We start from the raw sequence: 15,412 nt of genomic DNA, 5'->3' as shown, positions 1-15,412 counted from the left end.
ATTTAATGAAAATAATGCCCCAGCATAAGCTAGGTTTTTAAGCTTATACTGAGGCAAAATGGAAACTTACTTTTTCTTATAAACGATGGCGGTACCATGTATTTTGTTATTGGTATTCGCGGAGGTTACGACAAAGATATCGCCGCCTTTTTCTTCAGCCAATTTAGACAGTTCCTCTCTGGCGCTGGCGGGATCCGTTTCACCTGAGGTGGAAATGTTCCCTACCTCTACATATTGATCTTTTACCTTTTCAAACTCAACTTTGCTCATCAGGTCTGCGGCGAGTGAGCTGAAAGATACCGAGCTTGCTAATAATACGAAAATTAACTTTTTCATACGTATCCTTGGATGAGGTAATTGATGGGAATGTAATTATATTGCTATTATTCTATAGTTTAGAAATAGCGTATTTACAATATGGGTGAGCCGATTTTTAATCTTTTGCATGGAAATATCACACCAAAGAATTAACTTAACCATTGCACTCTTTCACTCGACTCACTTCAACGTCACCCAACGTTTCCCCACCAGCACCGTCATCGCCACAATCGTCGCTATCGCCGCCAGATGCATGACAAAATCCAGCGGATGCAGATGCACCGGATGGCAAAATGCCAGCAGCGTGACCGCCATGCAGGAGACGCCCAAACCGGCCATCGCCAGGCTGCGCACCGGATGCAATGCGCGGCTGCGGCGTAGGCTGGCGATCATCAGCACCATCATCGGCGTGCTGACCACCAGCAGAAAGGTAAAGCAGCGCGCGCTGTCATTGTCATGTTCGATCGGCACTTCACCGGGAATCTGGCTGATGCTCATGCCGAGCCACAGCAGGCCAATTGGCAGTAGCGCTTTCCAGCTGATACTGCGGCGTCCGGCGATGCTCATGTTGAAAGCGCTGCGGATTGCCAGCGTGCCGAGCACAAAGGCCAGCACCAGCTGCAGGATGGCCTGCAGCGCGCCCGGCTGCGCCCAGTCGGTGACACTGCGCTGCACCATGAAGCTGGCGGCAATGCCGCAGGGCAATGCCAGCAGTAGCCAGGTGATAACGCGCCAGCTAGTGGATCGCAGCGGTTTAACCGGTCGCATTTCGCGCCCGAGTTTTTCAATTAACAGGTCATGATCGGTCATGATTGGCTCCAAAGCGGCGCAGATTGGTCAGCGCGCGGTGCAGCAGCGATTTCACCGCGGCCACACTCAGATTGTTATGCGCGGCCGCTTCCGTCAGGCTCATTTCGCGCAGATGCACATGTTCGACAATTTCGCGCTGACGCGAAGGTAGCTGGCGCAGATATCCGGCCAGCTCTTCCTGCGAGTCATGCTGCGGTGCGTCTGGCGCACTGGCGGCTTCCGGCACGATATCGTTGTTAACTTCCCACTGCTGATGGCGGCCACGTCGCCGCAGCGCATCAATCGCGCGCGCCGAGATAATCGCCATCAGCCAGGGTAAAAAAGGGTAGGCAGGATCATAGGTGTGACGCACCCGATGCACCGTTAGCAGCACATCCTGAATCACATCTTCTACCAGTGCATCATCGGCGATCTGTTTGCGTGTTTGCGAACGAATCACCGGCACCAGCGCTTTCAGCAGTCGGGTATAGGCGAGCTGATCGCCCGCCTGCGCCTGTTCCATTAGCGCGGGCCAACCTTCGCGCGCGCTATCGCTTGTTTGCATAATCCGCCTTGTTGTTCTTACGCCTTCTTGCTCGCCTGATTCAGTGCGTTCACCACAATACTCGGTGTCAGCACCTGCGGCAGCACTTTGGGCGGTCCGCCGTCGGCAGGATAGACCAGATACATCGGTAATCCGCCCTGACCAAACTCACTCATGGTGTCATCCACGTCCGGGTTAAATTTAGTGGAATCTGCCACCATGTACAGCGTGCCGGTTTTAGCGATGGCCTCTTTAACCGCCTGGGTTGAGAGCGAGGTTTTTTCATTCACCTGACAGGTGATGCACCAGGATGCGGTGAAATCGACAAAGATCGCTTTCCCGTGACCGCGCTGCGCTTCAACCGCCTGCGGCGTCCATTTGGCTTTGGTCACTTCCGCCGTCAACTGATCGCCCGCCAAGCCTGCGCCGGGTTTGATCAGCGTCGGCAGCGGGGCGATGACCGCGATAATCAGCAGCGCCGTGACGGCATACAGCACCTTGTGACTTTTACCGGCAAAGTGGCGATGTTGCGCCATGCCGTACAACCAGCCGGCGAAGGCGACCACCACGGAAGCGGCCAACAAGGTGGCCAGCGCCGCGCTTCCCGCTTGCTGCGCCAGCACCCACACCAGCCAGGCATACGCGCCAAACATCGGGAAAGCCAGACCGCGTTTCAATACATCCATCCATGCGCCGGGACGCGGCAGGAATTTCGCCAGCGCCGGGAACAGCGATACCAGTGTGAACGGTGCGGCGAAGCCGATGGCCAGCGCAAAGAAGATCACTAAGGCGACGGCGGGCGGTTGCACCAGCGCATAGCCGATGGCGCTCGCCATAAAAGGTGCGGCGCACGGCGTGGCGACGACGATCGCCAGCGCACCGGTCAACGCCGAACGCGTAAAGGCACCGCGACCAACATCAACCGAGCCGACGCGCTGCACGGATAAGCCCACTTCAAACACGCCGAGCAAATTGAGCGCGGCGGCGAGGATCACCAGCGACAGCAAGGCGATCACCAACGGCGATTGCAGCTGGAAACCCCAGCCAACCGCCGCACCACCGGCGCGTGCCGCCAGCAGGATGCCCGCCAGCGCCATCATGGTCACCACAACGCCGAGTAAAAAGCCCAAGCCTTCGCGACGCGCGCTAGCGGCGTTATCGGTATGGCGCAACAGGCCGAGCGCTTTCAGCGAGATCACCGGAAACACGCAGGGCATTAAGTTCAGAATGATGCCGCCGATGAAGGCGGCCAGCATGGCGGTTAACATCGCTGGCCTCTTTACTTAATGAGTTTGCGGGTGAGAAGCGTCGTACTGCTTCACGGCGGCAAGCGCTTTCTCGATATGCGTGTCCGGGTTTCTGTCAGTGTAACTCAGCAGAATGTCGCCATCGGGCGCGATCACGTAAGAGGTGCGATCGGACAGGGTTTTGCCTTTCATCTGCATGGTGGTTTGATACTGCGCCGCCACTTTTGCACCCGGATCGGCGGCGACGGTGAATTTATCGCGGCACTCAAGTTTAGAGAAATCGCTGACCTGATCGGTATTGCCCGCGGTCACGCCAATTACCGTGGCACCCATTTTGCTGAAGCTGTCTGTGGCTTCAGCAAAATCGTGCGCTTCAATGGTACAGCCCGCGCTAAACGCCGCCGGGAAGAAATAGAGCACGACCGGGCCTTTCTGTAACGCTTTCTGCAGCGAGAAGGTCAACGGCTTACCGGCCAAGGCGCCCTGCAGTTCGAAGTTCGGCGCTTTCGCGCCCACCGGCAATGCGGCACCGGCGTTAAAGGCGGAAAGACCCAGCGCTGCTGTCATGGTCAGGGTACAAACGAGGGATTTGATGCGTTTCATTTTTTTGCTCCTGCGATGTATGGGAGTTCCGATTTAGATGTCTCATTAGTTCAGTTCGCTGGGGCAGGGAGGAAAGTTTCGGTGCTGGGAAGAATAATTTAAAAAGGTGCAGTAATGCATTTGCATTGCACAATGCAAATGCATTACTGTGGGTCATCTTGGCGGATAGGCGGCTTTATAAGCGATGTTGCTTTGTGAGCGGCTGAGGAGGAAGAAGTGTTTAAATTTGATCTAGTGGATGTATCACTCCGTGCAGAGTCGAGGCTGACAGAACGGAGTCAAACAACTATTCCAGCGGCAATTCGCGATGCTCTACAGCTTAAACCGGGTGAAATTATCGAATATTCCCTGTTATCGGGCGGCAAAGTCATCATTTCTAAGCAAAATGATGAGCAGGATGATCCCGCTGTACTGCATTTTCTGACTTTTCTCGAACGAGATATGGTGAATAACCCGCAGCATATTCACTCAGTTCCTGTCGAATTTTGGTCAGGTCTGGAAAATTTGGTCGCTGGAATTGATGTTGATTTAGATGCTCCGCTCACGGATGACTAAACTGCGGGAGAAAGGGTGTGGATTACATGGAAATCAACGGATGGAAATTTTATTTCCACGCTTGTTTTACTGCTCAGGTAACGTCTTTAGCGCAGGAAGTGTTGCAGCTTAAAGTTGAAAAACCGCATGAATACCATAAAAAGAAACAGACGAAATTACTGGCAGCAATTTATAAGGTCGTTACAGAAGTTATTGCGCGAGATCCGCTGAATCCCCAGTTTCGACAAGGGGGAACTTTAGGGGATGAAAATCGATATTGGTATCGCGCGAAATTTTTGCAGCAGTTTCGATTGTTTTTCCGCTGTAGCGAACAGAGTAAAACCATCATTCTTGGCTGGGTGAATGATTTTGGCACATTACGCGCTTACGAAAGTAAGAACGATGCATACAAAACATTTAAGAGGATGTTGGATGCCGGACATCCACCGAGTGATTGGGGACAGCTACTGCGTGAATCGACAGGCGAATCGGGTTTTCTTTTCCGGGCACCATTCTCATAATTTATCCCTTTAATGGAATAAATTTGCTTAACTCCAGGTCGCCATGAATGGCGACTCTACAGTGGTTTGACAAAGTTTCGTAGGGTGCGCATTCATGCGCACCTGCATACATAGGCAATTTATTGTTTAAGTGAGCGGTATTACGCCATGATAAGCAACCCTACGAAGTTGGCTGGATCCCCTGACAAAACAAACTCAACGTGTGCTGGACAATGATTTCACGCGAGTAAGCGGGATCGCTGGCAAAGCGGGTAAAGGGCACCAGCACCAGGCTGAGAATCGAAGTCATCAGCAGTTGTGGCTCCAGATGGGGGTTGAGTAATCCTTGCTGCTGCCAGCCTTCAATCAGTTTTTTCACTTCATCACGTTCACCGTGACCAAAGCGCTTTTTGATGTGCTGACCTAAACCGCCTTCACCTTGCATTACTTCCTGCATCCACAGCGGCGCGAACCAGTTGTGTGTGGTGACGATGTCCGCGACTTCACGGATAAAGGCGCTGAAGGTGGTGACGGGATCGCGCGGGTCATCCATAAAGTGCGCCACCAGGCGCTGGCGTAACGGCAAAAAACGCTCCTCAACCACAATATCCAGCAGCGATTCGCGCGACTGAAAATAGTAATTCAGCATCGCTGGACTCACGCCCGCTTTGCGCGCAATCGCGTTGAGCGAGGTTTCGCCGATGCCGTTTTCGGCATACAGCGCTAAGGTGATGTCGAGCAGATGTTCGCGCTGCTGCACGTTGATCGCGCCGCCGCGCGGACGGCCGGGACGGCGGGGTTTGACTGCGTTGGCCATATCGTCAGCAGGGACTTTTCGTGCGGTCATCTTTACTCGCTCACTTGATTCATGTCAGACTGCAAGCAATATTAATTGTGTATTTAATTAATTTCAATTGGTGTCTGTTATGAAACCCCAAACACTCGCGCCGCAGTCGGGCGGCGGGCAGGAGAATCCTCCTTCTGTCCGCTTACTGATGAGCGCTTTATTACTGGTGATGCTGCTGGCGGCGCTGGATCAAACCATCGTCTCCACCGCGTTGCCGACTATCGTCGGCGAACTGGGTGGGCTCGATCGCCTGTCGTGGATCGTCACCGCTTATATGCTGGCTTCGACGATTGTGGTGCCGCTGTACGGCAAATTCGGCGACCTGTTTGGTCGCAAATCGGTGCTGCAGATCTCGGTGATTCTATTCCTGATCGGCTCGGCGCTGTGCGGTCTGGCGCAAAATATGGAGCAGCTGATTTTCACTCGTGCGCTGCAAGGCTTAGGCGGCGGTGGTTTGATGGTGGTGAGCATGGCGGCGGTCGCCGATGTGATTCCCCCGCAAGAGCGGGGTAAATATCAGGGCCTGTTTGGCGGCGTTTTCGGTCTGGCAACGGTGATTGGGCCGCTACTGGGCGGTTTTATCGTACAGCACGCTTCATGGCGCTGGATTTTCTACATCAATTTGCCGCTAGGTTTGTTTGCGCTGGTGATCATCAACGCGGTGTTTAAGACCGACAACAAACGCAAGCCGCATGAGATTGACTATCCTGGCGCGGTGTTTCTCAGCCTGGCGCTGGTGGGTATCACGCTGTTTACCAGCGAAGGCGGCACGTTACGTGAATGGTCCGATCCGCTGCTGTGGTGCATTCTGGCGTTTGGTGTAATTGGTGTGCTCGGTTTTATTTATGAGGAGCGCCGCGCCTGGGAACCGATTATTCCGCTGTCGCTGTTCCGCAATCGCAGCTTCTCGCTCGCCAGTTTGATGGCGTTTATCGTTGGCATGTCGCTGTTTGGCAGCGTGACGTTTTTACCGCTCTATCTGCAGGTGGTGAAGGGCTCGACGCCGACCGAAGCCGGTTTACAGCTGCTGCCGCTGATGGGCGGATTGCTGATCACTTCCATCGTCAGCGGACGCATTATTAGCCGTACCGGCAAATATCGCCTGTTCCCGATTGGCGGTACCTTGCTGGCGACTATCGGCATGGCGCTGCTGACCACGCTGACCATTGATGCGCCGCTGTGGCATATCTACCTGTTTGCCTGCGTGTTGGGGATGGGAATGGGCATGGTGATGCAGGTGCTGGTGCTGGCGGTACAGAACACCGTAACGCCCGATCGCATCGGTGTCGCTACCTCGTCGGTCACGTTGTTCCGCTCGGTTGGCGGTTCGATTGGCGTGGCGCTGTTTGGCGCGGTGTTTAGTCAGGTGCTGAAATCGGGTTTGACCACGCTGGTGGAGCAGGGCAAAGCATTGCCGCGTACGCTCGATCCTGATGCGGTGCACCGTTTGCCGCATGATGTCCAGCAAGCCTATTTGCAGGTGTTTGGCGATGCGGTGCATTCAGCCTTTCAAATGGCGGCGGGTGTGATGCTGCTGGCCTTTGTGCTGTCGCTGTTTCTGCCAGAATCACCGCTGCGCAAGAAAGACGCAGCGGCGTAACGCGGTTAAACCGCCGCGCGTTGCTGCAAGGTTTTTACCGCTTGTGCAGCGTCGCGGCCCAGTTCCGCTAAATCCACTCCGGCCATCACATCATCCTGCACCAGCAGTTTTCCGGCACAAATCAGCGCCTTTAAACTGGCGCGTCCGCCGCTGGCCACCGGGCCAATGGCGGGATCGTGCAAGCCAAAATAGCGCGGGTCGTCGAGCCGATAGATGGCGATATCGGCGGCCATGCCAGGTGCAAGGCGGCCGGTGTTTAAGCCCAAAACCTGCGCGCCACCGGATGTGCCCCAGCGCACCACATCTTCAATGCGGGCGGCGTCGCCACCGCCTTCAAAGGTTCCACCGGCATAACGCGGCTGCGCCAGCATGCCTTTGCGTGCGCGCTGGAGCTGCCAGGCGGCGTGGGCTTCGCTTTGCATATCCGCCGCTTCATTTGAGGCCGCGCCATCAACGCCAATTGAGATCTTCACGCCTGCGTGTTCCATTGCCACCAAATCGGCAATGCCGCTGCCGAGGCGCGCGTTACTTTGCGGGCAGTGCGCGATACCGCTGCCCGCCGCGCCCAGCATGGCGATCTCTTCCGGCAGCAGTTTCACCAGATGCGCAAACCACACGTCATTGCCAATCCAGTCGTGTTCGGCGCAAAACTGCAGCGGCGTCATACCGAACTTCGCGCGTGCGGCATCGAGATAATCAACGGTTTCCGACAGATGGCTGTGCAGGCGAATATCGAGCTGACGCGCCAGGCGCGCGCTCTCGCGCAGCTCCTGCGGCGTGGTGGAGTGCAGCGTGGTGGTCGGCGCCATCACGATGCGGCGCATCGCGCTATTCTGCGGTTGGTGATAGCGCGCCACCAGACGATCAACATCGGCCATCATGCTGTCAAAGCTTTCCGGGCGCAGCGCGGTGGGCAAGTCGCTCTCTAAGCCACGGCTTTGCGTCGCACCGCCGCGACACAGCACGAAGCGCACGCCTAGCTTGTCGGCTTCATCGAACAGGATTTCTGCGCCATCAAACGGCATATCAGGCCAATAAAGATAGTGATGGTCAGCGATGGTGGTGCAGCCGGAACGCACCAGCTCGACCAGACCCACCCGCGCGGCGATGCGAAATGTCTGTTCGTCGAAGGCACCACGAAAGCGATACGGCGTCGCCGCCAGCCAGCCGCCCAGACTTAGATTCAGACCTTGGGGTTCGCCTTTCAGCAGCGATTGAAACAGATGATGATGCGTATTAACCCAGCCGGGATAAACCACGCAATCGCGGGCGTCGATCACGGTTTCATCGGCGACAGCCTCAAGTTCGCCCATCTCCACAATCAGGCCATCGCGCAGTCGAATATCGCGCGCGCTGCTACGCGGTTGCTGTTTATCGCCGGTCAGGATCGCGGCGCAGTGTTGAATTAGCAGTTGGCTCATGAGCACCTCACTCCACTTTCGCCGCGACAAACTGCGTGCTAAACGCGCTCTGCCAGTCGGTGGACGCTTTGAGTAAACCGGCGTTGACCATAAAGTCACGCGTTGCCTGCCAGCGTTTATCCGTCATCACGCCTAAACCTTGCTGCGCGGCATCGCCGCCGTCAATCAGGTGCAGGGCTTTCATCTGCGATACGCCAAAGGCCAAAACCGCGTCGGTCATCTGCGGGTTCTCTTTTTTGATCAGCGCATTACCGGCAGCCGGATTGGCAAGGTAGGATTTCCAGCCTTCCATCGATGCCGCCACAAAACGCTTCATGACATCCGGCTCTTTTTGCAGCAAATCGTCGCGCGTCACCAGAATGCCGCCGTATGCCGGATAGCCATAATCGGCAAACAGATAGAATTTGCTGTCCGGCTGCACCTCTTTAATTTGCTGCACTTCGGAGGTGGCGTAGGCTTGCTGCGCAGTGTTTTTGTCGGCGAGAAACGGTTGCATGTTGAAGGTGTAAGGGCGCGCCTGACCATCCTGCAGCTGATATTTGCCTTTCAGCCACGGCCACCAGCTGGCTTGTCCGCTGGCAGAAACCAGCACGGTTTTACCTTTCAGCTGATCCAGCGACTTCACATCGCCATGGGTGACAATGCCTTGCGGGTCAAACTGAAACGGCGCGGCGATGGCTTTCAGTGGGAAGTTGCGCTCAACGCCCTGCAGCACTTGCAGATCGTAGCTGACGATGACATCAGCACGATTCGCCAGCAGCAGCGTCATGTTATTCAGCTGTGGCCCGCCGGAGCGCACCTCAACAGCCAGCCCATATTTTTTATAGATGCCGGTGGCGAGCGCCTGGTAATAACCGCCTTGTTCAGCCTGCGCGACCCAGGTGGTTTGCAATATCAGTTTGTCGGCGGCGTGCGATAGTGCAGAGCTGCTCAGCAGAGCAGCAAATAAGGAGAAACGGAAACGCGACATTGTCATATAACCCCCAATAAACGTTGAGTTTGTTGTCGTCATCAGGGGCGTAGCGGCGCATGGCGTGCTCACGATGCGTAAAGCGCATCGTCCCCTGACGAGGTACAGCTAATGCTGTAGAGCAATGTCCTGCGTGCATCTGTTGTCACGCTGACCGCTTATACTCAGTGGGGATTTAGCAAAGCGCATGCCATTCGTGCAACCCACTGAAAGCAATATAGTTGATATTGATGGTGCCGGGCTTTTGCTTCATTCACTGATCCGTGATGGGGCAGAACAGCGCGTTTTGCACCGCCATTGTGCAGACCGGATGTGGCAGATTCCCTAACGTATTGATTTTAAGCGGCGCAGCGTGCTGGCACAGCCTTTGCTTGGCTGAAACTGAGTAGAAGCTGTCAACCGTGGTTTCACCCGGTGGGTCATTGCTCGATCGCCTGTGGTATTCAGCAGGCGCGGGGATGACTGCCACGCTGCGGGCGGGTCATCCGTTATCGCTCAATAACGAGGTGCACCAATGGAAAAGACCACTTATGACATGCATGAACTGGCGAAAGAGTCGCGTATGGGCGCGCGCGGCGTAGAAGCTGCACGTGATGTGCGCATCATCGATCTCTCCGATTTCGACCAACGTAAAGCGGAAATAGCCGATCAGCTGTGGCAAGCCGCCACCGAGATTGGGTTTTTCCAGGTTTCCGGCCACGGTATTCCACTCGACGACATCGATGCGGCTTTTGCTAACGCAGAGCGCTTTTTCTCGCTGCCGCAAAGTGACAAAGCGCGTCATCCACTCAGCCGCAATGCCGGCTGGGAATACCGCGCGCAAATCCGTCCATCTACCGGTAAACCGGACCAAAAAGAGTCGTACCAGGTGACGCGTCCGCGCATGGCAGGCTTGTGGCCGGATGAGGCCACCTTGCCGGGTTTTCAGCATGATGTACTGAAGTTCGAGCGTCAGTGCTGGGAAGTCGGCATGCGCTTGCTCTCCTGTTTTGCCCTGAAGCTGGGATTCCCCGACGATTTCTTTGCCAAAGCGCATGAGCCTTCGCACGAAACCTACCAAAGCACGCTGCGGATGCTGCACTACTTCGCCATCAGCGGCGAGCCAGATGGTCCATGGCGCGCCGGGGCGCACACCGATTTCGATTGTCTGACCTTGCTGTTCCAGCGTGATGGGCAGGGCGGTTTGCAGGTGTGTCCGGGCAAAGAGATGGAAGAGCAAATCTGGACGCCGATCCCGCCGCTGGAAGGCTTAATTACCTGTAATATCGGCGATATGTTGATGCGCTGGAGTGATGACAAGTTACCGTCGAACTTCCATCGCGTCAGCAATCCGCTGCCTGGTGAATCGGTGCCGGCACGCTACAGCCTGGCGTTTTTCTGCCAGGCGAATGAAGATGTGATTATTGAAGGACCGGAGAAAAAATACCCGCCTATTTCCGCGAAGGATTATCTGGCGCAGCGTATTAGCGCCAATTTCTCCGGCAAGTATTAAACTTACAGCTGTAAGCCGAAATTGATGTCGTTCTGTGCAGGAGCGCAAATATTCTCCTGCACAGAAAAAGCACAGCGTGGAAAATAGATTTTTAACTCAAATACAAGATGTTACCGTTGCGTAAACTTAGGTAAAATCAACCGACAAATAAAAGATTTCACTGCACGCCTATTTATTTCTGCAACTTTTTTACGGTATAAATCTCTGACCACTGTCTCCCTCAGCGAAATCACCAACACATGATCAATTCTGCCGCCAGCAAAGTTATCGCCTGCCTGTTTGTTTTCACTCTGGCAGGTTGTTCTTCGAAGTCTTCGCATGCGCCTGCTGAGGAAAGCGTTGATACCTCGGCAGACAACGGCAAACAGCCCGATTTAATCCCGGTGATTGCCGCGCTGCACGATCAAATGCATTCGTGGGAAGGGACCAAATATCAGTGGGGCGGCACACAATTAACCGGCGTCGATTGCTCGGGATTTGTCTGGCGCACGCTGAAAGATCGTTTCAATATTCCGATGGATCGCGTCACCACCAAAGAGTTAATTGCCATGGGCAAACCGGTGGATCAGGCGCATTTGCAACCCGGTGATTTAGTGTTCTTCCGCATTAAGCGTGAGCTGCACGTCGGGTTTTATGACACCGATCATCAGTTCCTGCACGCATCGGTGAGTCAGGGCGTGATGCGCTCTTCGCTAAATAATCCGTACTGGAAATCGGTTTATTTAGAGGCGCGCCGCTTGCCGAAAGAACAGAATTCGCAGATTAGTTTCAATTATAAAAACAAGGTTTGATGAGAGGCGCGCATAAATGCGCACCTTTAGCTTTTATTTAAAATTGATACGAAACGCTCATCGAAACACTGCGCGGTGCGCCATAAACGTAGCTGTTCATGTAGCTGTAATATTCGCGATCAAACAGATTATCGACGTTCGCCTGCACCGCCACCTGCTTAGTCACCTGATAGCGCGCAAACAGCGAAACCAGCGGAATGCTGCCCTGATAAACACGCACGCTATCGCCGCTGGCATTGGTGGCATCTTCAAACACGCGGTTCTGCCAGTTGATGCCGCCGCCAACCGTGAGATCCGGCAACATCGGCAGCTGATAACGGGTAAACAGCTTAAAGGAAGTTTGCGGCTGATAGCTGTTGAAACGTCCCTCTTTATCCCGCGCCACGTAGCGTGTGGCACCGAACGTCAGCTGCAGATTATCCGTTAGCGCGCCATTCAGCTCAAACTCCGCACCTTTACTGACCGCACCTTTGGCGGGCGCATAAGCCTGTTCGTTGCCGCTCAGGTAGACGCCATTAATCGCCTGACCCACGTTGTCCTGCTCAATACGGAATACCGCCACCGTCGCGGTTAATCGACCATCATACCAGGCGGACTTCAGACCGGTTTCATAGCTTTTGCCGGTTACCGGCGACAGGTATTTACCGTTGATGTCGCGATCGGTTTGCGGCAGGAAGATCGAGGTATAGCTGCCGTACGCCGACCAGGTATCGTTGATGTCGTACACCAAACCAGCGTACGGCGTGGTGTTATTGTTCGTCATATCACCGCTGCTGCCGTTGGTGCTCCACTGCGTGTAACGCGCACCAATAATCAGCGATAGCGGATCGGCCAGCGAGAAGCGCGCGGCGGTATAAGCCGATTTCTGGCGAATGGTATCGTCGGCATTCTGATACCAACCTTGCCACTGCGGCTCGGCAATGTTGCCGTTCCAGCTGTTATTGAAAATGCCCATATCGTTTGAGGCGATGTTGTAGTTTTCCAGATCGGTAACGCCATCCTGGCTGTAAGTGGCGTTGTGCTGGCGGCTGTAGCTCACGCCCGCCATTAACTGATGCTGACGACCTAACAGCTCAAACGGACCGCTGGCGTAGCCGTCGAACGAATCCATCTGACGTTTACCGCGATCCATGCTGCCGAAGCCGGTGGTGCCTTCGCCGCTGTCCTGATCGGCGCTGCCCATCACATATAGCAGCTTATCGTTGAAGGTGTTCTCGGCGTGCGTGCCGTTGACGTGGATGTTCCAGCCGTTATCGAAGTTATGATCGATGTCGGCGAATATTTTGCGCGAATTGGTGTTGTAGCGCGCCCAGTTGGCGGCGGAGTTGAGGCTGCGATCGTAATGCGTGGTGGCGTTGTTGCTGTAGAACATCGGCAAGCCGCCCCACGTTGGATTGCCGGTGTTAGCATCTTCGTAGTCGTAGCCCAGCGACAGCGTGGTGTGCTCAGTGATGTCGGCATCAATCACGCCGTAGAGGAATTTTTTGGTTTTGTGGTAGCGATCGAGCCAGCTGTCTTCATCGCTGTAACCGGTTACCACGCGGCCGCGCAGGCTGCCATCCTGGTTTAGCGGTGCAGAGAGATCCGCAACATAACGCTGTTTGTTCCAGCTACCGTAGCTGGCGCTGACCGCACCGGTAAAGGTTTTGCTGTCGGCGTGTTTACGTACCATGTTGATCGAGGCTGACGGGCTGCCCGCACCGGTCATCAATCCGGTGGCGCCGCGTACGATCTCAATACGATCGTAAATGGCGGTATCAGAAGCGGCATCACCGTAGTTCCAGTTGTCATTAACTGACGTTGGGATGCCGTCGAACGAGAAGTTGGTGACTTTAAAGCCGCGCGAATAGTATTCCGAGCGCTCGCTGTCGATCAGATTGGTCGAGATGCCGGTGGCGTTGGTCAGCACATCGTTTACCGATTGCAGGTTCTGATCCTGCATGCGCTGTTGCGTTACCACGCTCATTGACTGCGGTACATCGCGTGGCGTCAGCAACAGCTTAGTGCCCGCTCGCGTGGTTTTTACCGCGTAATCCTGCTTTTCATTGTTATCGCTCTCGCCGCTTGCAGATGCCTCGACCACCAAATCCTGCTGCGAATCGCTTGCTGCCTGCGCCAGGCTTGGCGTAAGCAGGGCATGAATCGTCACCGCCAGCAGTGAGACGTTAAAGGTTTTCCTGATGCCAGACATAAAATTTCCTGTTGAAACGCGTGTTATAGGAAGCTGTTTTGCTTCGTTTTTTATCGTTTACGTCGTAACTCATTCGCCCAAATGGGCAGAAGAGCAGGCACGCAAACCGCCACTGCGTATTTATTGAGAAAGCCAATGATAATCATTTGCTTTAAAGAGTCTGCGGAAGGTTGCAACTGTAATTGTAATAATGTGTAAGTAAGTTATGAATCAATGGCTTACGGGTGAAAATAACCTGTTAATTGCTCACGTTTTCCTATTTTTTCAGGCGATATTTGGACGTTTTTAGTAAAGAAAGGTGTGCGGCATGCTGGAATCGATCTACGGCAACGTAAGGAAGATCGTCGAGAAAGTTGCTAAGTTTATGCTAATGCGTATGATTCTCATTCTTCTTGTATTTTCCGTACGCGTACGCGCGTAACGGAGCCGTTCATCCATTGATGGAGTTGAGCATGAAATCGTTATTTAGCCCGCGCAAAGCCGCCGTAGCGGCAGCGATCGTCGCTGCATTCAGCCTGACCGCTTGCCAGGCTCCGGCGAAAAAAGCCGAAGCGCCAGCCGCCGCTGCCAAGCCAGTTGATACTTCTTTGACCCAGCGCACGCTGGGCGATGGCCTGTATGAAATGGCGTATTCGCCTGCTGCGAAAGCGTTATACGTTGCCAGCGCGCAGAGCTTTAAAGACGTTAACGGTGGTGTAATTTATCGTCTCGACCCAACCACACTGGAAACCAAAGGCGTTACGCATACCGATTTGAAAAACTTTGGTACGGCGATCGATGAAGCGGGCAACGTGTTCTACACCACCAACTCGCTGGATGGCGCTATCTCTAAAGTGGATGCGCAGAGCGGCAAAGTGCTGGAACGTTTAGTCTTCCCAGGTAAGAAAGATAAAGAAGGTTATCCTGCGGGCGCGCGTGAAGTGCTGTGGCACGGCAACGAGCTGTATGTCGGTCGCGTAGCCGATCCGGGTTACATCTCGGTGGTTGATGAGAAAACCTTCAAGCTGAAAACCACCATCAAGAATGCAGGCAAATGGGTAACCGGCATCATCTATTCCCCGCTGACTGAGCGCATTTACGCGACCAACGGCGCGGGCGAGATTCTGGTGATCAATCCACGCACCCACAAAATTGAGAAGCGCTGGACCGCCGGCGACGGTAAAGAGTATCTGTTCCTGAACATGGCGGAAGATCCGGCTACCGGCCGTCTGTTCGTTACCGATGATTCGAAAGGCAAAGCCACGCTGGTGTTTGATGAGCGCACTGGGAAAGTGATCAAGCGTATTGAAGGTGATGCGCTGGCGATTAAATTCAACGCTAAGCGTAATGAGATCTACATCAGCCAGCGCGAATCGAAGAAAGTACTGCAGCTGGATGCCACCACTTACGCGGTGAAAAACAGCTGGTCGTTTGATAACAATCCAAACAGCCTGCTGATTGGCCCGGACAACAACACGCTGTATGTCACGTTGAAAGCGGAGTTCAACAAAGACTCCTCAACCAAAGGCCAGGATCAGATTGCGCGCATCGCGCTGAAATAATCCCCGACCTGTAGCGATAATCCA

The 15,412-nt window shown here is 54.5% G+C and carries 15 protein-coding genes; 6 read left to right on the top strand and 9 right to left on the bottom strand.

What is annotated here, in order from left to right; genetic code table 11:
• Positions 1-66 precede the first annotated feature (66 nt).
• The 5 genes from yahO to PZBJ_RS06250 all read right to left on the bottom strand — a co-directional run bounded on the left by yahO (position 67) and on the right by PZBJ_RS06250 (position 3,501).
• Positions 67-336, bottom strand: coding sequence for a DUF1471 family periplasmic protein YahO (gene yahO, locus PZBJ_RS06270; protein WP_101761698.1), 270 nt, complete (start codon positions 334-336; stop codon positions 67-69).
• A gap of 162 nt (positions 337-498) precedes the next feature.
• Positions 499-1,128 carry an NrsF family protein gene (locus PZBJ_RS06265; protein ID WP_101761697.1) on the bottom strand — a complete coding sequence of 210 codons (630 nt, stop codon included), beginning with the start codon at positions 1,126-1,128 and terminating at the stop codon, positions 499-501.
• Positions 1,115-1,672 carry a sigma-70 family RNA polymerase sigma factor gene (locus PZBJ_RS06260; protein ID WP_101761696.1) on the bottom strand — a complete coding sequence of 186 codons (558 nt, stop codon included), beginning with the start codon at positions 1,670-1,672 and terminating at the stop codon, positions 1,115-1,117. Before PZBJ_RS06260 ends, PZBJ_RS06265 begins: the two co-directional genes overlap by 14 nt.
• A 17-nt stretch (positions 1,673-1,689) precedes the next feature.
• The gene (locus PZBJ_RS06255; RefSeq protein ID WP_101761695.1) at positions 1,690-2,919 is read right to left on the bottom strand and encodes a protein-disulfide reductase DsbD family protein; all 1,230 of its coding nucleotides are present in this window, start codon (positions 2,917-2,919) and stop codon (positions 1,690-1,692) included.
• Between the two features lie 15 nt (positions 2,920-2,934).
• Entirely contained in the window at positions 2,935-3,501 is a 567-nt protein-coding gene (locus PZBJ_RS06250) for a peroxiredoxin (protein WP_101761694.1), read from the bottom strand.
• A gap of 216 nt (positions 3,502-3,717) precedes the next feature.
• On the opposite strand from PZBJ_RS06250, the gene PZBJ_RS06245 reads away from it, so the two are divergent.
• Together PZBJ_RS06245 and PZBJ_RS06240 are read left to right on the top strand one after the other, a co-directional pair.
• On the top strand, positions 3,718-4,056 hold the full coding sequence (locus PZBJ_RS06245) for a type II toxin-antitoxin system PrlF family antitoxin (RefSeq protein ID WP_101761693.1): 339 nt from the start codon (positions 3,718-3,720) through the stop codon (positions 4,054-4,056).
• A gap of 17 nt (positions 4,057-4,073) precedes the next feature.
• Entirely contained in the window at positions 4,074-4,556 is a 483-nt protein-coding gene (locus PZBJ_RS06240; protein ID WP_206098199.1) for a type II toxin-antitoxin system YhaV family toxin, read from the top strand.
• Positions 4,557-4,716: 160 nt separating this feature from the next.
• On the opposite strand, the gene PZBJ_RS06235 is transcribed toward PZBJ_RS06240, so the two are convergent.
• On the bottom strand, positions 4,717-5,382 hold the full coding sequence (locus tag PZBJ_RS06235; RefSeq protein ID WP_101761692.1) for a TetR/AcrR family transcriptional regulator: 666 nt from the start codon (positions 5,380-5,382) through the stop codon (positions 4,717-4,719).
• 79 nt (positions 5,383-5,461) lie between these two features.
• Between PZBJ_RS06235 and PZBJ_RS06230 the strand changes: the two genes are divergently transcribed.
• Positions 5,462-6,982, top strand: coding sequence for an MDR family MFS transporter (locus tag PZBJ_RS06230; protein ID WP_101761691.1), 1,521 nt, complete (start codon positions 5,462-5,464; stop codon positions 6,980-6,982).
• A 5-nt stretch (positions 6,983-6,987) separates the two neighbouring features.
• Here the strand turns inward: PZBJ_RS06230 and PZBJ_RS06225 are convergent, their stop codons facing one another.
• Together PZBJ_RS06225 and PZBJ_RS06220 are read right to left on the bottom strand one after the other, a co-directional pair.
• Positions 6,988-8,403 carry an amidohydrolase family protein gene (locus PZBJ_RS06225; RefSeq protein ID WP_101761690.1) on the bottom strand — a complete coding sequence of 472 codons (1,416 nt, stop codon included), beginning with the start codon at positions 8,401-8,403 and terminating at the stop codon, positions 6,988-6,990.
• Positions 8,404-8,410: 7 nt separating this feature from the next.
• Positions 8,411-9,379 (bottom strand): ABC transporter substrate-binding protein, encoded by a 969-nt coding sequence (locus PZBJ_RS06220; RefSeq protein ID WP_101761689.1) that lies wholly within the window; start codon positions 9,377-9,379, stop codon positions 8,411-8,413.
• A gap of 508 nt (positions 9,380-9,887) precedes the next feature.
• On the opposite strand from PZBJ_RS06220, the gene PZBJ_RS06215 reads away from it, so the two are divergent.
• Positions 9,888-10,865: an isopenicillin N synthase family dioxygenase gene (locus tag PZBJ_RS06215; RefSeq protein ID WP_101761688.1), complete on the top strand. Its 978-nt coding sequence runs from the start codon at positions 9,888-9,890 to the stop codon at positions 10,863-10,865.
• A 239-nt stretch (positions 10,866-11,104) separates the two neighbouring features.
• Positions 11,105-11,656 (top strand): C40 family peptidase, encoded by a 552-nt coding sequence (locus PZBJ_RS06210; RefSeq protein WP_101761687.1) that lies wholly within the window; start codon positions 11,105-11,107, stop codon positions 11,654-11,656.
• A gap of 37 nt (positions 11,657-11,693) precedes the next feature.
• Here PZBJ_RS06210 and fhuE read toward each other — a convergent pair whose 3' ends face one another.
• Positions 11,694-13,847 carry a ferric-rhodotorulic acid/ferric-coprogen receptor FhuE gene (gene fhuE / locus PZBJ_RS06205; protein WP_101761686.1) on the bottom strand — a complete coding sequence of 718 codons (2,154 nt, stop codon included), beginning with the start codon at positions 13,845-13,847 and terminating at the stop codon, positions 11,694-11,696.
• Positions 13,848-14,299: 452 nt separating this feature from the next.
• Between fhuE and PZBJ_RS06200 the strand changes: the two genes are divergently transcribed.
• Positions 14,300-15,388, top strand: a complete 1,089-nt coding sequence (locus PZBJ_RS06200) for a YncE family protein (RefSeq protein WP_101761685.1) — start codon at positions 14,300-14,302, stop codon at positions 15,386-15,388.
• The last annotated feature ends 24 nt before the right edge of the window (positions 15,389-15,412 follow it).

The sequence above is a fragment of the Pantoea endophytica genome, from assembly GCF_002858935.1.
In the GTDB taxonomy this organism is placed as follows: domain Bacteria; phylum Pseudomonadota; class Gammaproteobacteria; order Enterobacterales; family Enterobacteriaceae; genus Pantoea; species Pantoea leporis.
This window is presented reverse-complemented; position numbering and strand designations above follow the sequence as displayed.